Origin of the sequence: Rhizobacter sp. Root404 (genome assembly GCF_001425865.1) — a bacterium.
Taxonomy (GTDB): Bacteria; Pseudomonadota; Gammaproteobacteria; order Burkholderiales; family Burkholderiaceae_C; genus LMDS01.
Genome location: NZ_LMDS01000006.1, coordinates 70,141 through 89,782 on the forward strand (window position 1 = coordinate 70,141; position 19,642 = coordinate 89,782).

Here is a 19,642-nt window from a genome sequence, read left to right on the forward strand (position 1 = left end):
GCCGAATTATTCTCCACCGAACCGCGGCGATTCGGAGATTAATGCAGGTAGCAAACCCATAGCCTAGCCATCCATCCCGCCCCACCGAGGTTCACGATGTTCGACTTGCCCGCCGCCCGCGCCCGCCTGCCCCAGCCGTATCGGGACGAATTCGAGGTCCTGGGCGCGCTGCTGAAGTCGCTGGAAGGGCAGGTCGACTGGCCGGCCGCGGTCCGCTTGGCGCGGCCGTGGGTGCAGTCGGTGCGCGACGACCCGGCCCCGTTCTGGGCGATGGAATCGCTGCTGCAGGAGTACCCGATCTCCACCGCCGAGGGCCTGGCGCTGATGCGTTTGGCCGAAGCGCTGCTGCGCGTGCCCGACGCCGAGACCGCGATCGCACTGACGGCCGACCAGCTCGGCAAGGCCGACTTCGACGCCGACTCCGGCGGCGCACACAAGCTGCTCGCGAACCTGTCGGCCAGCGCGATCGCGCTGTCGAAGAAGTTCCTGCCCGAGAGCGACGCCGAGCGCGGCATCCTGAAGCGCCTGGGTGCGCAGACGGTCGTCGCCGCGACCGTGCGCGCGATCCAGCTGCTCGGCAAGCAGTTCGTGCTCGGCCGCTCGATCAAGGAAGCGATGGGCGAGGCAGCGTCGGCGCGCAAGGCGTTGAAGGGGCTGCGCTTCAGCTACGACATGCTGGGCGAAGGCGCGCGTACCGAGGCCGACGCGCAGCGCTACCTCGCCTCGTACCTGAACGCGATCCACGCGATCGCCGGCGCGAAGAGCAGCGCCGGCCCGGAGGGGGCCGACGGCATCTCGATCAAGCTCAGCGCGCTGTTCTCGCGATACGAGGACGCGCAGCGCGAGCGCGTGTTCGCCGAACTGCTGCCGCGCGTCTGGCAGCTGATCGAGCCGGCCGTGCGGGCCGACATCAACCTGACGATCGACGCCGAGGAAAGCGACCGCCTCGAACTCTCGCTCGACGTGCTGGACGCGCTGGCCGCCCGCATCGCGCGCGAGTTCCCGCAGTGGCGCGGCTTCGGCCTCGCGGTGCAGGCCTACCAGACCCGCGCGCTCGACGTGGTCGCCGAAGTCGCGCGCATCGCGCGCGAACACCGGCTGCGCTTCATGGTTCGGCTGGTGAAGGGCGCGTACTGGGACGGCGAGATCAAGCGCGCGCAGGAGATGGGCCTGGCCGGCTACCCGGTGTTCACGCACAAGCACCACACCGACATCTCCTACCTCGCCTGCGCCCGCGCGCTGATCGCGAACGCCGACGTGATCTACCCGCAGTTCGCGACCCACAACGCCGGCACCATCGGCGCGATCATCGGCATGGCACAGGCCGCGGGCGCGAACTACGAGATGCAGCGCCTGCACGGCATGGGCGAGGGCGTGTACCGCGAGGTGATGCGCGACCCGCGCATCCCGGTGCGGGTCTACGCGCCGGTCGGCGAGCACCGCGACCTGCTCGCCTACCTGGTGCGGCGGCTGCTGGAGAACGGCGCGAACTCGTCGTTCGTGCACCAGTTGTCCGACGACGCCGTCGAGGTCGACATGCTGCTGGCGTCGCCGCTGGTGCCGGCGGCGCAGGCCGGCATCGCGGCGCCGGTCGCGCTGTACGGGTTCGATGGCCACCGCGGGCGCGCGAACTCGCGCGGCGTCGACCTGGCCTGCCTCGCCGAGCGTGCACCGCTCGACGCGGCACTCGCCGCGACCCGCGTCCCGGTGGTCCGCGAAGCCACCCGCGCCGAGGTCGACGCGGCGATGACGCGCCTGGCCGCCGGCGCCAAGGCCTGGAACGCCACCCCGCTCCCCCAACGGGCCGCGGTGCTGCGCCACGCGGCCGACGCCCTCGAAGCGCGCCTGCCCGAGTTCTGCGGCCTGCTCGTCAAGGAGGCGCACAAGACGCTGGGCGATGGCGTGTCCGAAGTGCGCGAGGCGGTCGACTTCTGCCGTTACTACGCCGACCAGGCCGAGGCGCGCCTCGCCACGCAGGTGCTGCCGGGCCCGACCGGCGAGAGCAACGAGCTGCACCTGCATGGCCGCGGCGTGTTCGTCTGCATCAGCCCGTGGAACTTTCCGCTCGCGATCTTCGCCGGGCAGGTCGTCGCGGCGCTCGTCGCCGGCAATGCGGTCGCGGCCAAGCCGGCCGAGCAGACGCCCGCCGTCGCGCAACGCTTCGTCGAGCTGCTCCACGCCGCGGGCGTGCCCGCCGACGCGCTCGCGCTCCTCCACGGCCCGGGCGAGACAGTCGGCGCGGCGCTGGTCGCCGATGCGCGCACGGCTGGCGTGTGCTTCACCGGCTCCACGGCGGTCGCGAAGCTCATCAACCGCACGCTCGCGGCCAAGGACGGCGCGATGGTGCCGCTGATCGCCGAGACCGGCGGCATCAACGCGATGATCGTCGACAGCACGGCGCTGCCCGAGCAGGTCGTCGATGCGGTCGTGCAGAGCGCGTTCCGCTCCGCCGGCCAGCGCTGTTCGGCACTGCGCCTGCTGTGCGTGCACGAAGGCATCGCAGACGGTGTGATCGAGATGGTGCGCGGCGCGCTGAAGGAACTGAACGTCGGCGACCCGGCGCGCCTCGCGACCGATGTCGGCCCGCTGATCGACTACGAGGCCTTCGCCGGCATCGGCGCGCACGTGGCGCGCCTGCGCGCGCAGGCCAGGACCATCGGCGAGGCTCCGCTCGCGTCCGAGGTTCCGCGCCTGATCGCGCCGATCGCGTTCGAGCTCGACGCGATCGCCGACGTAACGCAGGAGATCTTCGGACCGGTGCTGCACGTCGTGCGCTGGCGCGGCGATGTCGACGGGGTCGTCGCGCAGATCAACGCGCTCGGCTACGGCCTGACGCTGGGCATCCAGACGCGCATCGACTCGCGCGCGCTGCGCCTGGCCGACGCGGCGCGCATCGGCAACGTCTACGTCAACCGCAACATGATCGGCGCCGTCGTCGGCGTGCAGCCGTTCGGCGGCGAGGGCCTGAGCGGCACCGGCCCGAAGGCGGGCGGCCCGCACTACCTGTACCGCTTCTGTGCCGAGCAGACGGTGACGATCAACACCGCCGCGGCCGGCGGCAATGCGACGCTGCTGGCCGGCGGGCACTGACCCGGCTCGCCCGGGCGTTGACCGTGTGGGCGCGTTGAGGCCTGGTCACGCGCTCCACAGGCCGTGGCGCTTGTGCCAGTTCTCCAGCGACTCGTCCGGCATCTGCTCGAAACGCGCGTGCCCGTCGCCCGCCGGCACGTCGATCCAATCGGGCGCCCACGCCAGGCCGATCTCGACCACCTCGGGTGGCTTCGGCAGCGGCGTGTCGATCGCCGACGCGTGCGGGTGCACGAGCTCGGGCCAGCGCGAGTCGAAGAGCCAGAGCGGGCTGCCGCACTGCGTGCAGAAGCGTCGCCCGGCCGGCGAGCGCGTGGCACGCCGGCCCGGCTCGCGCAGCACGGCGTGGTAGACGCCGAGGTGCTTGCGGCCGCGCACCTTCAGCGTCGCGGCATCGGCACCCAGGTTGATCGCATAGCCGCCGCTGCCGGCCGTCTTGCGGCAGATCGAGCAGTGGCAGTGCATGAACGGCACCGGGCTGTGCGACTCGACGCTGAACGTCACCGCGCGACAATGGCATGAACCTTCCAGACGCATCCCCTTCTCCTTCGAGCATCGAGCCTTTCATGAACATGATCGCATTCATCGGCGGCGGCAACATGGCCAGCGCCATCATCGGCGGGCTGGTCAAGAGCGGCCGCCCGCCCGCGTCGATCGTCGTCATCGACCCGGGTGCGGCGCAGCGCGACAAGCTGCACGCCGATTTCGGCGTGCGCACGCTGGCCGCGGCCGACGCGACGCTGGCCCAGGCCGCGATGGTGGTGTGGGCCGTCAAGCCGCAGCTCTTCCAGGAGGCCGCACGGCCGTGCGCACCGTTCATCGGCCCAGCGCTGCAACTGAGCGTGATGGCCGGCATCCGCAGCGATTCGATCGCGCACGCCACCGGCGCGGCACGCATCGTCCGCACGATGCCCAACACGCCGGCGCTGGTCGGCCAGGGGATGACCGGGCTGTTCGCGCGGGACGCGGTCGGCGCCGCCGACCGCGCGCAGGTCGAGGCCGTGCTGGCGCCGACCGGCGCGCTGCTGTGGGTCGATCGCGAGGCCGATCTCGACGCGGTCACCGCGCTGTCGGGCTCCGGGCCGGCGTATGTCTTCTACGTCGTCGAGGCGATGACGCAAGCCGCTGTGCAGATGGGCCTGACCGCCGAGCAGGGCAAGGCGCTGGCGCTCGGCACCTTCGCCGGCGCGACCGCCCTGGCGCAGGCCTCGCCGGACGCGCCCTCGGTGCTGCGCGAGCGCGTCACGTCCAAGGGCGGCACGACCCACGCCGCGCTGACGTCGCTCGAGGCAGCGGGGGTCAAGGCCGCGTTCGTCACGGCGATCACCGCCGCGCAGCAGCGCGCGCGCGAGCTCGGCGACGAGTTCGGCCGCTAGGCGTCGTAGAGCGCCGAGATCTCGGCCACCGTCCGCACCACCGCGTGCCGCAGCGCCGCGGGGCGAATCACCTCGGCTTGCGGGCCGAGGCGCAGCATCTGTCCGGTCGCGTGCTCGATCGTCTCGATCGGGATCGAGACGCGTTGCCAGCCGGGCTTGACCCTGTCGGGGCGCGCGCTGGCCGCCGCCGCATCGCCGAGCGCAGGGCCCAGGTTCTGCAACCGCTTCATGCCGAGCGGCGTGACGCGCAGCACGGCCGTGCCCTGAACCAGCTCCGCCTCGAAGCGCCGGGTGGATTCGGTCCAGTACGCGGCCAGGTCGAAATCCTTCGGCCGCTCGAAGCGCTCGGTGCCCACCGCCAATTCCAGGATGTTCGACAGGCGCCAGGTCCGCGGCCCCTTGCCATGGCTCGCCACGACGTACCAGACGCCGGCCTTCAGCACGATGCCGAGCGGGTCGAGCCGGCGCCGGTTCGTGCCGCGCCAGCTCTCGTAGCGCACGTCGACCCGGCGCTCGCCCCAGACGGCCTGAGCGATGGCCGGCAGGTGATCGGTCTCGGCCGGGCCGCGGTACCAGTCGATCGGGTCGACGTGGAAGCGCGAGCTGACGCGCCGCGCGTCCTCGCGCCAGCCGTCCGGCAGCGCCGCCAGCAGCTTCAGCTGCGCCGAGGCCATCGCCTCGCCCAGGCCGAGATCGGCGGCCGGCCCGGGCAGGCCACCGAGGAACATCGCCTGCGCCTCGCGGGCCGTCAGCCCGTCGACCCGCGTGCGCCACCCGGGCTGCAGCACGAAACCGCCCTGCCGGCCGCGCTCCGCCCACACCGGCACGCCGGACGCACTGAGCTCGTCGACATCGCGGTACACGGTGCGCACCGACACCTCGAGTTCCGCGGCCAGTGCCTGCGCGCTCAGCCGGCCGCGGCCTTGCAGCAGCATCAGGATCGACAACAGGCGGCTCGCTCGCATGCGGGCCAGTGTGCTTCAAAAAGCTGACATCCGTTGGCAGGTATCGGTCGCGATCATGCCGTTCCAATGTTTGCCCGGAGCCTTCATGAACACCTTGCCCCCTGTCATCGAGTTGCGTCAGTACACCCTGCATCCCGCCCGTCGCGACGCGCTGATCGCGCTGTTCGAACGCGAATTCATCGAACCACAGGAGTCGCTCGGCATCACCGTGGCCGGCATCTTCCGCGACCTCGACGAGCCCGACCGCTTCGTCTGGTTGCGCGGCTTCGCCGACATGGCCGGCCGGCCCGCCGCGCTGGCCGGCTTCTACGACGGCCCGGTCTGGCGCACCCACCGCGATGCCGCGAACGCGACCATGATCGACAGCGACGACGTGCTGCTGCTGAATCCGGCGGACCCGCACGCCGTGCTCGGCGAAGCCGGCCTGGTGACCGCGACGGTGTGCACGGTGCGTTCCCACGCCCGCGCGCTGATCGACGCGTTCGAGCAGCACGTGCGCGCGCCGTGGCTGGCGGCCGGCGCGCAGTGGGTCGTCGGCCTCGTCACCGAGGCGTCGCCGAACAATTTCCCGCGGCTGCCGGTGCGCGAGGGCGAATCGGTGATCGTCTGGCTCAGCGGCTTTGCCGACGCCGGGGCGCAGCAGCGCCATGCCGCGCAAATGGCCGCGGGCGCGGACTGGCAGCGCTGGTGCGACGGACTGGAGACGCCCGCGTCGACACGGCGCCTCGCGCCGACCACACGCTCGGCGATCGGGCCCGCGTATGTCGGACGGCGGCACGACTTCGACTTCCTCGTCGGCCGCTGGGACGTCCACAACCGCCGTCTCGCGCGGCGCCATGTAGGCAGCACGGTGTGGGAGGAGTTCCCCGCCCTCGAACAGGCGACGACCCAGCTCGACGGTCTGGTCTCGGTCGACCAGATCGACTTCCCGACCCAGGGCTTCAGCGGCTGCACCGTGCGCACGCTGGACCTGGCCGCGCAACGCTGGTCCATCCACTGGATCAACAGCGGCAGCGGGCGGCTGGAGCCGCCGGTGCACGGCGGCTTTCGCGGCGACCGCGGCGAGTTCTTCGGCGACGACACGGACGACGGCCGAGCGGTGCGCGTGCGCTTCGTCTGGGAGCGCCTCGGCGGCGAGGCAGCGCGCTGGACCCAGGCCTTCGCCCTGCCCGGTCAGGCGTGGGAAACGAACTGGATCATGGAGATGCGGCGCCGGCCCTGAACGTCGCGGCTCAGTTCGGCAGCGACGTGCGCCGCCTGGTTCGCGGCGCCGATGCCGGCTTCCAGGTACGCGCGCGCCATGTTGCGGCCCCGGGCGATGCCGGGCGCGCGTCAACGCATGCAAACCCGGCATGGCGCCGCGCCCCGAAACGGCGCAGGCTGCGCCTACAGTGTCGCCCCATGCCGGTCACGCGCCACGAGCAGGTGGCCGTGCATGTCGCATCGTTCGATTCCCATGAAGAGACAAGCATGAGCCAACTTTCCTACGTCAGCCACACCGGCGGTACCGCCTGGGACACCTACATCTCCCAGGTCGACCGCGTCATCCCCTACCTGGGCCACCTCGCCCGCTGGTCCGAGACGCTGAAGCGCCCGAAGCGCGCGCTGATCGTCGACGTGCCGATCGAGCTCGACAACGGCGAGGTCGCGCACTTCGAGGGCTACCGCGTGCAGCACAACCTCAGCCGCGGCCCCGGCAAGGGCGGCGTGCGCTACCACCCCGACGTGACGCTCGAAGAGGTGATGGCGCTGAGCGCGTGGATGACCGTGAAGTGCGCCGCGGTGAACCTGCCGTACGGCGGCGCCAAGGGCGGGATCCGCGTCGACCCGAAGAAGCTCTCGCTGAAGGAGCTGGAGCGCATGACGCGCCGCTACACCAGCGAGATCGGCATCATCATCGGCCCGCAGCGCGACATCCCCGCGCCCGACGTGAACACCAACGGCCAGATCATGGCCTGGATGATGGACACGTACTCGATGAACACCGGCACCACCGCGACCGGCGTCGTCACCGGCAAGCCGCTGCACCTTGGCGGCTCGCTCGGGCGCGTCAAGGCGACCGGTCGCGGCGTGTTCGTCACCGGGCGCGAGGCGGCGCGCCGCCTCGGCCTGAGCCTGGAGGGCGTGCGCATCGCGGTGCAGGGCATGGGCAACGTCGGCGGCGCGGCGGCCGAGCTGTTCGTGCAGGCCGGCGCCAAGCTGGTGGCGGTGCAGGACCACACCGGCACGCTGGTGAACCCGAACGGCTTCGACATCGCCGACACCATGACCGTGCTGCACCGCGACGGCGGCATCGGCAACTACACCGGCGCCGAGCGGATCGACAACGAGGCGTTCTGGGACGTGGATTGCGACATCCTGATCCCGGCCGCGCTCGAATCGCAGATCACCGCCGCCCGCGCCAACCGCATCAAGGCCAAGCTGGTGCTCGAAGGCGCGAACGGCCCCACGCTGCCCGATGCCGACGACGTGCTCCACGACCGCGGCGTGCTGGTCGTGCCCGACGTGATCTGCAACGCCGGCGGCGTGACCGTCAGCTACTTCGAGTGGGTGCAGGACTTCTCGTCGTTCTTCTGGAGCGAGGACGAGATCAACCTGCGGCTCGACAAGATCATGGTCGACGCGCTGAAGAAGATCTGGGACACCGCCGACCGCCACAAGATCAGCCTGCGCACCGCCACCTTCGCGGTCGCGTGCGAGCGTATCCTCACCGCCCGCGAGGAGCGGGGCCTGTACCCCTGACGCCTCGCGCTGCCATCCCCACTCCAGGAGAACGACCGATGCTTCTTGCTCACGCCACCCGCCTGCTCGTGGCGGCCACCCTGTTCGGCCTCGGCGCCGTCGCGCAGGCTGCCGGCTTCACGCTCACCAGCGCGACCATCAAGCCGAACGCGCTGCTGACCGAGGCGCAGGTGTTCAACGGCTTCGGCTGCACCGGCAAGAACGTCTCCCCGGCGCTGAGCTGGCGCGGCGCGCCGGCCGGGACCCAGAGCTTCGCCGTCACCGTCTACGACCCCGACGCGCCGACCGGCTCCGGCTGGTGGCACTGGGTCGCCTTCAACATCCCGGCCAGCACCACCGAACTGCCGGAGGGCGCCGGCACGGCCGACGGCAAGGCGCTGCCCGCCGGCACCGTGCAGGGGCGCACCGATTTCGGCGCACCGGGCTTCGGCGGCGCCTGCCCGCCCAAGGGCGACAAGCCGCACCGCTACATCTTCACCGTGCACGCGCTGAAGACCGACAAGATCGAGGTGCCGGCCGACGCCAGCGCCGCGCTCGTCGGCTTCATGATCAACGCCAACCGCATCGGCAAGGCGAGTTTCACGGCCCGCTACGGGCGCTGATCGGCAGTCGTCCGGCGACCCCTTGAAAGGGTCGCGCCCCGCCAATATCTCCATCGACGCCCGGCCTGCGGCCCACCGCAGCGGGCGTCGATTTCGTTCACGAACCGCGAAAGGAGATACGGCCATGTATGCATCACTGCTCAACACCCCGGGCGCCCTGTTCGGCGACTTCGAACGCCTGCGCCGCGAGCTCGACGACGTGTTCGAGAGCGCGGGCATGCCCGCCAGCATCCGCTCGGTCGCGCCCGGGGCCTTCCCGGCCATCAACGTCGGCAACACGCCGCAGAACCTCGAGGTCTATGCTTTCGCGCCGGGCATCGACCCGGCGAAGATCGAGGTCACGGTCGACCGCGGCGTGCTGACGATCGCCGGCGAGCGCCCCTCGGACCTGCCGTCGCGCGAGGCGCGCAGCGGCGGCAGCGGCAACAACATCCCCAGCGTCTTCAGCCGCGAACGCATCAGCGGCAGCTTCCGCCGCGCGATCAGCCTGCCCGAGGACGCCGACCCGGCGCAGATCACCGCGCAGTACCGCGACGGCGTGCTGCACGTCAGCGTCGCGCGCAAGCAGGCGGCGCAGCCGACCCGCATCACCGTCCAGTAACCGCCACGCGAGGAAAGGAGAAACCGATCATGAGCAACGACAAGGACCTGACCACCCCCCGCGCCACCGACAACGCCGTGCGCACGTCCCCCGAGAGCGGCAACGGACGCGATCCGCGGGACACCCGCGCACTGCTGCCGCGCGTCGACGTGCTGGAGGACACCGCCGGCATCACGCTGCTGGCCGACCTGCCCGGCGTGGCGAAGGAGCGGCTCGAGCTCAAGGTCGAGGGCGACACGCTGCTGATCGAAGGCGAAGTCGGCACGCCGATGCCGGCGCAGATGCAGTCGGTCTATGCCGAGATCCGCGTGCCGCGCTACCGCCGCGCGTTCACGCTGAGCCGCGAGCTCGACAGCGCGCGCATCGAGGCGAGCATGAAGGACGGCGTGCTGCGCCTGCGCATCCCGAAACAGGAGCATGCACGACCGCGCCGCATCGAGGTGCGGGCGAGCTGAGCGAGCCCGTCAGCGCAGCGCGAACGCCGCCGCCGTTCCGGCGAACACCACGAAGCCGAGCCAGTGGTTGAGCCGGAACGCGCGGAAGCAGCCGTCGCGCGAGCGGGTGCGGATCAGCGTGTAGTGCCAGGCCGCGAGCAGCGCCGCCACGGCCAGGCCGGCGAAGTACGGCCAGCGCAGCCCGAGCTGCGCGCCGAGCACGCCCCAAATCGCGATGAACAGGCCGTAGAACAGCATCACGCCGGCCACGTCGAAACGGCCGAGCGTGATCGCCGAGGTGCGGATGCCGATCTTCAGGTCGTCGTCCCGGTCGACCATCGCGTACTCGGTGTCGTAGGCCAGGACCCAGAACAGGTTGCCGATCAGCAGGCCCCAGGCGAGCGGCGGAACCGTCCCCTGCACCGCCGCGAAGGCCATCGGGATGCCGAAGCTGAACGCCACGCCGAGCACCGCCTGCGGCATCGAGAAGAAGCGCTTGGTGAACGGGTAGGCGATGCTCACCGCGAGCGCGACGACGCTCCACGCGATCGTCGCGGCGTTGGTGGTCAGCACCAGCCCGAACGCGAGCAGCGCGAGCACCGCGCCGAGCAGCAGCGCCTCGCGCACGCCGACGGCGCCGCTGGTCACCGGGCGCTGCGCGGTGCGCTTGACGTGCTTGTCGAAGTCGCGGTCGGCCACGTCGTTGACCGCGCAGCCGGCGCTGCGCATCAGGAACGTGCCGAGCACGAACACGATCAGCAGATGCCAGCCCGGGAAGCCGCCGGCCGCGATCCACAGCGCCGACAGCGTCGGCCACAGCAGCAGGTAGGTGCCGGCCGGGCGGTTCCAGCGGATCAGGTCGAGGTAGAGGCGCATGCGTGTCATGCGCCGAATTATCGAAGCAGCTACTGCACGTGCAGCGCCTTCAGGCGCGCCAGCTTCGACGCATACAGGTCGTGGTCGCGCCGCGTCGTGCTCACCTCCATCGCCCGTGCCAGGTACTTCGCGGCATGGCCCGGATCGTTCAGCTCGGCGTAGCTCACGGCCAGCCAGAAGTGGAATTCCGCGTGATAGGGCGCGCGCGCGACCTCCTTCGAGAACAGATCGCGCGCCGCCTCCGGACGGCCCGCCCGCAGCGCGGCCATTCCGTCGTAGAAATAGCGGAACGGGGGAACGGACTCGAGTCGCGCCAAGGTCTGGGCGAGCGCCGTGGCCTCGGCATCCCGGCCCATATCCCGCAACACGAGCACGCGGTTGGCGAGAATCTTGGTGTTGTCGGGCTCGCGCACAGAAGCGCGTCGCAAGACCTGTTCCGCCGATTCGGTCAAGCCGCGATTTCGGTAGACGACGCCGAGCGTGATGTAGGCATCGACGAGTTGCGGGTCGATACGAAGTGCTTCGCGCACCCACCAATAGGCGTCGTCGGTCCGTCCCGCGACGAGCGATTCGACGGCGCGGTTGTTCAGGAACATCGCGACGACGGTGTGCTCCTCGATGGCGCGCGTTCGCGGCGCGTGGCCGTCCCGGGGCGGCAGAAAGTCGATCGTCAACGGCAGCTCGTTGCGCATGAACGCGCCGAGAAACTGCGGCGGGCGGTCTGCGAGCGTGAGATTCACATGACCCACCGAGATGTAGAGGCCCGTGGACCGATCCCACAGCTCGTTGCCCAGCACGAGCTGGTAGCGCACGTTGACGCCGAGCTCGCGCGCCAGCGCACCGGTCATCATCACCAGCGAGAGGCAATTGCCGGCGCGCGCCGCGAACGCCTGCGAGGCGGTGCGCGTCTGCACCGCGTCATATTCGAGCCGCAGTTCATCGCGGTTGTAGAGCATCTCGACCAGACGCCGCTTGTGATCGCCGAAATGCGATACGCCGACGATCCGCTCATCGAGGTAGCGCCGCATCTCCGGGCTGACGGCCATGGCCTGCCCAGCGTCGACCGGCGTCGAAGGCGGAACGAAGAGCTCGTCCCGGAGCAGGTCGGCGCTCGGAGGCAACGGCAGCGGCGCGGCGCAGCCGACCAGGAACATCGAAATCAGCGCGGCAACGACGAATTTCATGATGAGCACCCCTGCCCGATCTTCGGCGCTCGGACCGAAAATTGCGACCGTGTTTTCACGGTCGGCGCGGCCGGTCCGATTCAGCCGTCCAGCTGCTTCTGGAAAACCAGCCCCGCGTGCTCGCGCAGCGCGTGGAAGTGGATCTTCGGCCAGTTCTCCTGCATCGCGCGCAGCTCGCCGGCGTATTCGAGCAGCACGCAGGGCGCGCCGACGGCGTCGAGCGCCACCCGGTGGGCGTTGTCGTCGATGAAGCGCTTGAGTTCGCGCTCGCCACCGTCGGCGTCGTCGCAAGTGACCCAGCGCGCGACGTTGTAGCGCGCCGGCGCGATCCGGGCCTTCACGCCGTATTCATGCTCCAGCCGGTGCGCGACGACCTCGAACTGCAGCTGGCCGACCGCGCCCAGCAGCAACACCGAGCCGGCCACCGGGCGGAACACCTGGATCGCGCCCTCCTCGCCGAGCTGCTGCAGCCCGGAGCGCAGCTGCTTGATGCGCAGCGGGTCGGCCACCTCGACGCTGCGGAACATCTCGGGCGCGAAGAACGGCAGCCCGGTGTACTGCAGCGTCTCGCCTTCGGTCAGCGTGTCGCCGAGCTGCAGCACGCCGTGGTTCGGGATGCCGATGATGTCGCCGGCGAAGGCCTCGTCGAGCAGCTCGCGGCGCTGGCTCAGGAACGAGACGACGGTGTTCGGCCGCATCTCCTTGCCCGAGCGCGCGACCTTGATCCGCATGCCGCGCTTGAAGTGGCCGCTGGCCACCCGCACGAACGCGATCCGGTCGCGGTGCGCCGGGTCCATGTTGGCCTGGATCTTGAAGACCACGCCGGTGAGCTTGGGCTCCTCCGGCTGCACGACGCGCTGGATCGCTGCGCGCGGGCCCGGCGACGGCGCCAGGTCGACCAGCGCGTCCAGCACCTCCTGCACGCCGAAGTTGTTGACGGCCGAGCCGAAGAACATCGGCGTCTGCCGGCCCGCGAGGAACTCGGCCTTGTCGAACGGCGGCGCGGCGTCCCGCAGCAGCTCGATCTCTTCCTTGGACTGCGCGTACTGCATGCCGAAGCGCTCGGGGTAGACCGGGTTGTCCAGCCCGTCCAGAAACTCGGCGCCGCCTTCTTCACCCCCGAAGACCCGCATGCGCTTCTCGCGCAGGTCCATCACGCCGTGGAACGCCTTGCCCATGCCGACCGGCCAGGTGAACGGCACCACCTCCATGCCAAGCTCGCGCTCGATCTCGTCCATCAGCGCCATCGGCTCCTGCACCTCGCGGTCCATCTTGTTGACGAACGTGAGGATCGGCGTGTTGCGCGCCCGGCAGACCTGCAGCAGCCGCCGCGTCTGCGGCTCGACGCCGTTGGCCGCGTCGATCACCATCAGCGCCGCGTCGACCGCGGTCAGCACGCGGTAGGTGTCTTCCGAGAAGTCCTGGTGGCCGGGCGTGTCGAGCAGGTTGATCACGCAGTCGCGGTACTCCATCTGCATCACGCTGGACGCGACCGAGATGCCGCGTTGCTTCTCGATCTCCATCCAGTCGCTGGTGGCGTGGCGCGTGGCCTTGCGCGCCTTCACCGACCCGGCGATCTGGATCGCGCCGGAGAACAGCAGCAGCTTCTCGGTCAGCGTGGTCTTGCCGGCATCGGGGTGGCTGATGATCGCGAACGTGCGCCGGCGGCGGACTTCCTTGGCCAGCGGGGACGGAGTGGGCTCGGACATGCGTGCGCGGCCGCGTGTGCGGGCCGCCTCATGAGGACAACCCGCGATTATCGGCCGCCGGCGACGCGGCAGCCGGCGCGACGGTCAGCGCCGTGCCGGATCGATGTCCTTGCGCATCCAGTCGTCGATCAGCTTCTTCTCGTACGCCAGCGGGTCGCTCCCGTGGCGCAGGCTGCGCGACATGAAGGCCATGTCGCGCAGCCGGCGGGTGCCTTCGGTCATCACCGCGCCGTTCGCCGCCACGAGCTGGAAGCTCAGGTCGATGCGCGGCGGCGTGGTGTCGCGCACCACGCGCAGGTCGCTCCCGCCGCGTCGCCACGGCTCGACCTGGCCCGCCCGCTGGACATCGGTGATCGTCACAAGCAGCCGTTCGCCATCGGGCACGCTGCCGGCGGCGCGTCTGGCGATATAGCGGCTCAGGTCGTTGAGCCAGTCGGTTCGCGTGTTGAAGCGGCTCACTTCCGTGAGGGCTTCCGGGTTGCGGTAGCTGACCTCCACCTTGTCGGTCGACACCGGCGCGCCGGGCGTCACGGCCGAACAGGCGGCGCCTGCGGCACCCAAGAGCAGCAGCGCCATGCCGGCGCTGCGCAGCAAAACGATTGTCTTCATGGCGGCTTCCTTTCGCGTCGCTCGACGCGGGCGCGAGGCGCGGGCTACGGCGCCGGGATGAACGGTCGCACCACGTCCAGCAGACGCCCAACATACGCCTCTTTCTCGCCGACCGGCGCCGCGTAGTGCAAAGCCCGCGTCGCCGCGTCGACCCCGGCGCCGCGCACCATCAACCAAGCCGCGAGGTACTGCGAGGCGAGGCAACCGCCCGCGGTGGCGATCGGCCCGCGGGCATGGAACGGCGCCTCCTCGACGCGCACGCCCGCCTCGACCAGCCAGGGCTTGGTCGTCAGGTCGGTGCAGGCCGGCATGTCGGCGAGCAGGCCGAGCCGCGCCAGCAGCAGCGCGCCGGAGCATTGCGCGCCGATCAGCTGGCGCAGCGGGTCGAGCTGCAGCCGGTCGAGCAGCGCGCCGCGGCGGCCGTAGTCGGCGGCGATCGCGCGGGTGTAGATGCCGCTGCCGAAGATCACCGCATCGGCCTCGTTCGCGAACTCGAGCGGCTGCTGGGCCTGCACCGTGACGCCGTTCATCGACGTGACCTGCGCGCTCGGGCTCGTGATCTCGGCCTTCCAGCCGTCCGCACCGAGCCGGTTCAGCAAGCCGAGCGCGATGAACGAATCGAGCTCGTTGAAGCCGTCGAAGGTGAGGATCGCGATGCGCACGCCCGGACGTTACACGATCAGGCCTCGAGGTTGGCGCGCAGCATCCAGGCCGCCTGTTCGTGGACGGTCAGGCGCTGGGTCAGCAGATCGGCGGTCGGCTCGTCGCCGGCCCGGTCGGCGAGCGGGAAGATGCTGCGCGCGGTGCGGGCGACGGCCTCGTGCCCCTCGACCAGCACGCGCACCATGTCGAGCGCGCTCGGCGGCACGGCCGGCGCATCCTTCAGCGAGGTCAGCGCACCGAACTGCGCGTACGAGCCCGGCGCCACGTGCCCGAGCGAGCGGATCCGCTCGGCGATCGGATCGACCGCGTTCCACAGCTCGGTGTACTGCGCCATGAACATCGCATGCAGCGAGTTGAACATCGGCCCGGTGACGTTCCAGTGGAAGTTGTGGGTGGTCAGGTACAGCGTGTAGGTGTCGGCCAGCAGCCGCGACAGGCCGTCGCTGATCGCGCTGCGGTCCTTGTCGCTGATGCCGATGTGGATCTCGGCGCGGCGGCCGGTCGGCGTGGCCGATGCCTTCTTGGTCTTGCTGTTCTTTGCCATGGGGTCTTCTCCTGCGGCGGACGGTTGAAAGGTCAGGCCAGATCGTAGCGGTCGAGGTTCATCACCTTGTTCCACGCCGCCACGAAATCGCGCACGAACACGGCCTGGGCGTCGCTGCTCGCGTAGACCTCGGCGAGCGCGCGCAGCTGCGAGTTCGAGCCGAACAGCAGGTCGACGACCGTGCCGGTGAGCTTCAGTTCGCCGGTCTGGCGGTCGCGCCCTTCGAGCACGAACTCGGTGTCGGCCGACTTCTTCCACTGCGTGTTCATGTCGAGCAGGCGGACGAAGAAATCGTTGGTCAGCGCGTCGGTGCGCTCGGTGAACACGCCGTGCTTCGCGCCGCCGACGTTCGCGCCGAGCGAGCGCAGGCCGCCGATCAGCACCGTCATCTCGGGCGCGGTCAGCGTCAGCAGGTTCGCCTTGTCGATCAGCAACTCGGCGACGGCCGCCTCGTGGCCCTGGCGAACGTAGTTGCGGAAGCCGTCGGCCACCGGCTCCAGCGGCGCGAAGGAGGCGGCGTCGGTCTGGGCTTGCGAGGCATCGGTGCGGCCGGGGGCGAAGGGCACGCTCACCACGTGCCCCGCCTTCTTCGCCTCCGCCTCGATGGCGGCGCAACCGCCCAGCACGATCAGATCCGCCAGCGACACCTTCTTGCCGCCGGTCTGCGCGTCGTTGAACGCCTTCTGAACGCGCTCCAGCGTCGCCAGCACCTGGACCAGTTCGGCCGGCTGGTTGACTTCCCAGTCCTTCTGCGGCGCCAGGCGGATGCGCGCGCCGTTGGCGCCGCCGCGCTTGTCGCTGCCGCGGAAGGTCGAGGCCGAAGCCCACGCCGTGGTCACGAGCTGCGGAATGGTCAGGCCCGAGGCCAGCAGCTTCGCCTTCAGCGCGGCGATGTCGGTCGCATCGACCAGCGGATGGTCGACGGCCGGCACCGGGTCCTGCCAGAGCAGTTCTTCCCGGGGCACCAGCGGGCCGAGATAGCGCGAGCGCGGCCCCATGTCGCGGTGGGTCAGCTTGAACCAGGCGCGCGCGAACGCGTCGGCGAATTCCTGCGGGTTGGCCATGAAGCGGCGCGAGATCTTCTCGTAGGCCGGGTCCATGCGCATCGCCATGTCGGCCGTCGTCATCATCGGCGCGTGCCGCCTGGCCGGGTCGTGCGCATCGGGCACGGTGCCGTCGCCGCTGGCGCCGACCGGCTTCCACTGGTGCGCGCCGGCCGGGCTCCTGGTCAGCTCCCACTCGTAGCCGAACAGGTTCTCGAAGTAGCCGTTGTCCCACCGGATCGGGTTCTTGGTCCACGCGCCCTCGATGCCGCTGGTGGTGGTGTGCACGCCGTGGCCGGTCTCGAAGCTGTTAATCCAGCCCAGGCCCATGTGCTCGATGTCGGCGCGCTCGGGTTCGTGGCCGAGGTGCTTGGGGTCGACCGCGCCGTGCGCCTTGCCGAAGGTGTGGCCACCGGCGGTCAGCGCGACGGTCTCCTCGTCGTCCATCGCCATGCGGGCGAAGGTCTCGCGGATGTCACGGGCCGAGCCGAGCGGGTCGGGGGTGCCGTTCGGGCCTTCGGGGTTGACGTAGATCAGGCCCATCTGGACCGCGGCGAGCGGGTTCGCGAGCTCGCGGTCGCCGCTGTAGCGCTCGTCGCCGAGCCAGGTGGTCTCGCTGCCCCAGTTGATGTCTTCGCGCGGCTCCCACACGTCGGGCCGGCCGCCGCCGAAGCCGAAGGTCTTGAAACCCATCGATTCGAGCGCGACGTTGCCGGTCAGGATGAACAGGTCGGCCCACGACAGCTTGCGGCCGTACTTGGCCTTGATCGGCCACAGCAACCGGCGCGCCTTGTCGAGGTTGCCGTTGTCCGGCCAGCTGTTCAGCGGCGCGAAGCGCTGCTCGCCGCTGCCGCTGCCGCCGCGGCCATCGCTGGTGCGGTAGGTGCCCGCCGAGTGCCAGGCCATTCGGATGAAGAACGGGCCGTAGTGGCCGTAGTCGGCCGGCCACCAGGGCTGCGAGTCGGTCATCAGCGCATGCAGGTCCTGGATCACCGCATCGAGGTCGAGGGTCTTGAACTCGGCCGCGTAGTCGAAGTCTGCATCCATCGGGTTCGACAGCGGCGACTGCTGGTGGAGCAGCTTGAGGTTCAGCGCTTCGGGCCACCAGGCTGAGTTCGTGGTGGCGCGGGCGGCGGGCTGGGCGCCGGCGGCGAACGGACATTGGGCTTGCTCGGACATGGGTCTCTCCTGGACGGGTTGCAGCGGTAGGCGCCAGTCTAGGGAAGTCACATAGCTCAAGTCAATTGAACTATCCTATCCAATAGATAGGCGCGATCAGCCCGGGCCTTCGTGCCGCAGGCTGTTGCCCAGCGCCGTCTTGCGCACGATCACCGCGAACGACTGCACCGGCGCGGCCTTCTCGCCGTCCAGCCGCCACAGGATGCCCGGCGTGCGGATCGGCGTCGGGCTCTCGATCGGGATCATCTGCAGCCCGGTCAGCGCCGCCGGCACCGCGTTGATCGCGACGATCGCGCCGATCTGCGTGCGCAGCACCAGCCCGAGCATCGGCGCGATCGTCGACATCTCGGCGACGACGATCGGCTCGGCGCCGCTGGCCTTGAAGCACTCGTCGAGCAGCGTGCGGGTCGAGAAGTAGTCGGGCATCAGCACCAGCCGCTGTTGATGCAGCTCGACCATGCGGATGCGCTTGCGGCCGGCCAGCGGGTGGCTGTCGGAGACGACCAGCACCATCTCCTCGTTGTAGAGCGGCTCGAACCACAGGTCGGTCGGGCCGGTGGGCTTGTAGGCGATGCCGATGTCGAGTTCGCCGGCATGCAGCTTGGCGACGATCTGGTCGGCCGGCAGCTCGTCGATGCGCACCCGCACGGTCGGGTGCCGCGCCAGGAACTGCGCGACGCACTCCGGAATCAGCCCGATGTTGAAGGTGTGGGTCGCGCCGATGCAGACCTCGCCGGTCAGCCCGCCGCCGCCCGGCTTGAGCATCGCGATGCCGTGGTCCACCTCCTTCAGCGCGCGGGTCGCGTAGGCCAGGAACAGCTCGCCGGCCTCGGTCGTCACCACCTTCTTGCCGATGCGGTCGAACAGCGCCTGGCCGACCTCCTCCTCGAGCTGGCGGATCTGGTGCGACAGGGTCGATTGGGTCACATGGACGCGGTCGGCAGCCTTCGTGAAGCTGAGGTACTCGGCCAGCGCCACGAAGTAGCGAAGATGCCTCAGCTCCATGTAAACCCCCGGGTCGAATCGATGCCATCGATCATATCGATGTGAATTCACCATTTCCGTGCGGCGGGTGATCTCCCTAAGCTTCGCCTCCTGCCGAGACCCGGGGGAGTCGAGATGTCCGAGTACAACCAGGAAAAGCTGACCCAAGACGTGCTCGCCGCGTTCGCCAACACGCCCGATGCGCGCCTGCGCGAATTGATGACGGCACTGGTCAAGCACCTGCACGCCTTCGCCCGCGAGGTCGACCTGAAGCCCGACGAATGGCTGGCCGGCATGAAGTTCCTCGACGCGATCGGCCAGATCTCGACCGAGCGGCGCCCCGAGTTCATCCTGCTGTCCGACACGCTCGGCCTGTCGATGATGGTCGTCGCGCTGGAACAGGCCCGCGCCACCGGCGGCGCGAAGGGCGCGACGCCCGCGACCGAGGCGACCGTCGAAGGTCCGTTCTACTGGCCCGGCGCGCCGGACCTGCCGCTGGGCGCCGACATCGGCGAAGGCGTGCCCGGCGAGCCCACGTTCTACATGGGCCGCGTGACCGACACCGACGGCCAGCCGCTCGCCGGCGCGCTGCTCGACGTGTGGTCCGGCGACGGCGAGGGCAAGTACGACGTGCAGCTGGCCGCCGAGCCGACGATGCGCGCCCGCGGCCGCTTCCGCACCGATGCCGAGGGCCGCTACTGGTTCTGGTCGATCCTGCCGGCGTACTACCCGATCCCGGACGACGGCCCGGTCGGCACGATGATGCGCGCGACCGACCGCAGCATCTACCGCCCCGGCCACATCCACATGCAGGTCTCGGCGCCCGGCCACGTGATGCTGACGACGCACATCTTCGTCGCCAACAGCCCGTACATCGACCAGGACGCGGTGTTCGGCAAGCGCGACAGCCTGGTCGTCGACTTCGACCACCACGCGCCCGGGAAGGCCCCCGACGGCCGCGAGATGGCCAAGCCCTACCACTCGGCGAGCTACGACTTCCGCCTGGCACCGACACCCGCGCCGACCCCGGCCTGAAAGACGCTC

At 70.2% G+C, this 19,642-nt stretch carries 18 protein-coding genes; 8 read left to right on the top strand and 10 right to left on the bottom strand.

Annotated features, from left to right (window positions below):
• The first annotated feature begins 96 nt into the window (after positions 1-96).
• On the top strand, positions 97-3,090 hold the full coding sequence (locus tag ASC76_RS21035) for an L-glutamate gamma-semialdehyde dehydrogenase (protein WP_056471419.1): 2,994 nt from the start codon (positions 97-99) through the stop codon (positions 3,088-3,090).
• Positions 3,091-3,135: 45 nt separating this feature from the next.
• Here ASC76_RS21035 and ASC76_RS21040 read toward each other — a convergent pair whose 3' ends face one another.
• Positions 3,136-3,624 carry a GFA family protein gene (locus tag ASC76_RS21040; protein WP_056471422.1) on the bottom strand — a complete coding sequence of 163 codons (489 nt, stop codon included), beginning with the start codon at positions 3,622-3,624 and terminating at the stop codon, positions 3,136-3,138.
• A 29-nt stretch (positions 3,625-3,653) separates the two neighbouring features.
• On the opposite strand from ASC76_RS21040, the gene proC reads away from it, so the two are divergent.
• On the top strand, positions 3,654-4,463 hold the full coding sequence (gene proC, locus ASC76_RS21045) for a pyrroline-5-carboxylate reductase (protein ID WP_157615945.1): 810 nt from the start codon (positions 3,654-3,656) through the stop codon (positions 4,461-4,463).
• Here proC and ASC76_RS21050 read toward each other — a convergent pair.
• Positions 4,460-5,428 (bottom strand): YafY family protein, encoded by a 969-nt coding sequence (locus tag ASC76_RS21050; RefSeq protein ID WP_056471427.1) that lies wholly within the window; start codon positions 5,426-5,428, stop codon positions 4,460-4,462. The two genes, proC and ASC76_RS21050, sit on opposite strands and share 4 nt — an antisense overlap.
• A gap of 85 nt (positions 5,429-5,513) precedes the next feature.
• Here ASC76_RS21050 and ASC76_RS25790 point away from each other — a divergent pair, with 85 nt between their 5' ends.
• The 5 genes from ASC76_RS25790 to ASC76_RS21075 all read left to right on the top strand — a co-directional run bounded on the left by ASC76_RS25790 (position 5,514) and on the right by ASC76_RS21075 (position 9,828).
• On the top strand, positions 5,514-6,650 hold the full coding sequence (locus ASC76_RS25790; protein WP_056471430.1) for an NIPSNAP family protein: 1,137 nt from the start codon (positions 5,514-5,516) through the stop codon (positions 6,648-6,650).
• Positions 6,651-6,898: 248 nt separating this feature from the next.
• Positions 6,899-8,170 (top strand): Glu/Leu/Phe/Val dehydrogenase, encoded by a 1,272-nt coding sequence (locus ASC76_RS21060; RefSeq protein ID WP_056472118.1) that lies wholly within the window; start codon positions 6,899-6,901, stop codon positions 8,168-8,170.
• Between the two features lie 38 nt (positions 8,171-8,208).
• Entirely contained in the window at positions 8,209-8,772 is a 564-nt protein-coding gene (locus ASC76_RS21065) for a YbhB/YbcL family Raf kinase inhibitor-like protein (RefSeq protein WP_056471434.1), read from the top strand.
• A gap of 124 nt (positions 8,773-8,896) precedes the next feature.
• Complete coding sequence (locus ASC76_RS21070; RefSeq protein WP_056471437.1) at positions 8,897-9,373, top strand: Hsp20/alpha crystallin family protein; 477 nt, start codon at positions 8,897-8,899, stop codon at positions 9,371-9,373.
• Positions 9,374-9,402: 29 nt separating this feature from the next.
• Entirely contained in the window at positions 9,403-9,828 is a 426-nt protein-coding gene (locus tag ASC76_RS21075; RefSeq protein WP_082549363.1) for an Hsp20/alpha crystallin family protein, read from the top strand.
• Between the two features lie 9 nt (positions 9,829-9,837).
• On the opposite strand, the gene ubiA is transcribed toward ASC76_RS21075, so the two are convergent.
• The 8 genes from ubiA to ASC76_RS21115 form a co-directional block, all read right to left on the bottom strand.
• Positions 9,838-10,692, bottom strand: coding sequence for a 4-hydroxybenzoate octaprenyltransferase (ubiA, locus tag ASC76_RS21080; protein ID WP_056471440.1), 855 nt, complete (start codon positions 10,690-10,692; stop codon positions 9,838-9,840).
• A 20-nt stretch (positions 10,693-10,712) separates the two neighbouring features.
• Positions 10,713-11,867, bottom strand: coding sequence for a tetratricopeptide repeat protein (locus ASC76_RS21085; RefSeq protein WP_056471444.1), 1,155 nt, complete (start codon positions 11,865-11,867; stop codon positions 10,713-10,715).
• Between the two features lie 80 nt (positions 11,868-11,947).
• Positions 11,948-13,576: a peptide chain release factor 3 gene (locus tag ASC76_RS21090; RefSeq protein ID WP_056471447.1), complete on the bottom strand. Its 1,629-nt coding sequence runs from the start codon at positions 13,574-13,576 to the stop codon at positions 11,948-11,950.
• A gap of 84 nt (positions 13,577-13,660) precedes the next feature.
• On the bottom strand, positions 13,661-14,185 hold the full coding sequence (locus ASC76_RS21095) for a DUF3016 domain-containing protein (RefSeq protein WP_082549364.1): 525 nt from the start codon (positions 14,183-14,185) through the stop codon (positions 13,661-13,663).
• 44 nt (positions 14,186-14,229) lie between these two features.
• A complete protein-coding gene (locus ASC76_RS21100) occupies positions 14,230-14,847 on the bottom strand; it encodes a DJ-1/PfpI family protein (protein WP_056471454.1) in 618 nt (205 codons plus the stop codon).
• Positions 14,848-14,864: 17 nt separating this feature from the next.
• Entirely contained in the window at positions 14,865-15,392 is a 528-nt protein-coding gene (locus ASC76_RS21105) for a Dps family protein (protein WP_056471456.1), read from the bottom strand.
• A gap of 32 nt (positions 15,393-15,424) precedes the next feature.
• Positions 15,425-17,614, bottom strand: a complete 2,190-nt coding sequence (katG, locus tag ASC76_RS21110; RefSeq protein ID WP_056471458.1) for a catalase/peroxidase HPI — start codon at positions 17,612-17,614, stop codon at positions 15,425-15,427.
• Between the two features lie 96 nt (positions 17,615-17,710).
• Positions 17,711-18,619, bottom strand: coding sequence for a LysR substrate-binding domain-containing protein (locus ASC76_RS21115; RefSeq protein ID WP_056471461.1), 909 nt, complete (start codon positions 18,617-18,619; stop codon positions 17,711-17,713).
• A 114-nt stretch (positions 18,620-18,733) separates the two neighbouring features.
• Here ASC76_RS21115 and ASC76_RS21120 point away from each other — a divergent pair, with 114 nt between their 5' ends.
• On the top strand, positions 18,734-19,633 hold the full coding sequence (locus tag ASC76_RS21120; protein WP_056471464.1) for a dioxygenase: 900 nt from the start codon (positions 18,734-18,736) through the stop codon (positions 19,631-19,633).
• Positions 19,634-19,642: the final 9 nt, after the last annotated feature.

What these genes read in the sequence shown, in the direction of transcription:
- ASC76_RS21035 (WP_056471419.1), top strand. Translation starts at nt 97, where the DNA reads ATGTTCGACTTGCCCGCCGCCCGCGCCCGCCTGCCCCAGCCGTATCGG.
- ASC76_RS21040 (WP_056471422.1), bottom strand. Translation starts at nt 3,624, where the DNA reads ATGCGTCTGGAAGGTTCATGCCATTGTCGCGCGGTGACGTTCAGCGTC.
- proC (WP_157615945.1), top strand. Translation starts at nt 3,654, where the DNA reads ATGAACATGATCGCATTCATCGGCGGCGGCAACATGGCCAGCGCCATC.
- ASC76_RS21050 (WP_056471427.1), bottom strand. Translation starts at nt 5,428, where the DNA reads ATGCGAGCGAGCCGCCTGTTGTCGATCCTGATGCTGCTGCAAGGCCGC.
- ASC76_RS25790 (WP_056471430.1), top strand. Translation starts at nt 5,514, where the DNA reads ATGAACACCTTGCCCCCTGTCATCGAGTTGCGTCAGTACACCCTGCAT.
- ASC76_RS21060 (WP_056472118.1), top strand. Translation starts at nt 6,899, where the DNA reads ATGAGCCAACTTTCCTACGTCAGCCACACCGGCGGTACCGCCTGGGAC.
- ASC76_RS21065 (WP_056471434.1), top strand. Translation starts at nt 8,209, where the DNA reads ATGCTTCTTGCTCACGCCACCCGCCTGCTCGTGGCGGCCACCCTGTTC.
- ASC76_RS21070 (WP_056471437.1), top strand. Translation starts at nt 8,897, where the DNA reads ATGTATGCATCACTGCTCAACACCCCGGGCGCCCTGTTCGGCGACTTC.
- ASC76_RS21075 (WP_082549363.1), top strand. Translation starts at nt 9,403, where the DNA reads ATGAGCAACGACAAGGACCTGACCACCCCCCGCGCCACCGACAACGCC.
- ubiA (WP_056471440.1), bottom strand. Translation starts at nt 10,692, where the DNA reads ATGACACGCATGCGCCTCTACCTCGACCTGATCCGCTGGAACCGCCCG.
- ASC76_RS21085 (WP_056471444.1), bottom strand. Translation starts at nt 11,867, where the DNA reads ATGAAATTCGTCGTTGCCGCGCTGATTTCGATGTTCCTGGTCGGCTGC.
- ASC76_RS21090 (WP_056471447.1), bottom strand. Translation starts at nt 13,576, where the DNA reads ATGTCCGAGCCCACTCCGTCCCCGCTGGCCAAGGAAGTCCGCCGCCGG.
- ASC76_RS21095 (WP_082549364.1), bottom strand. Translation starts at nt 14,185, where the DNA reads ATGAAGACAATCGTTTTGCTGCGCAGCGCCGGCATGGCGCTGCTGCTC.
- ASC76_RS21105 (WP_056471456.1), bottom strand. Translation starts at nt 15,392, where the DNA reads ATGGCAAAGAACAGCAAGACCAAGAAGGCATCGGCCACGCCGACCGGC.
- katG (WP_056471458.1), bottom strand. Translation starts at nt 17,614, where the DNA reads ATGTCCGAGCAAGCCCAATGTCCGTTCGCCGCCGGCGCCCAGCCCGCC.
- ASC76_RS21115 (WP_056471461.1), bottom strand. Translation starts at nt 18,619, where the DNA reads ATGGAGCTGAGGCATCTTCGCTACTTCGTGGCGCTGGCCGAGTACCTC.
- ASC76_RS21120 (WP_056471464.1), top strand. Translation starts at nt 18,734, where the DNA reads ATGTCCGAGTACAACCAGGAAAAGCTGACCCAAGACGTGCTCGCCGCG.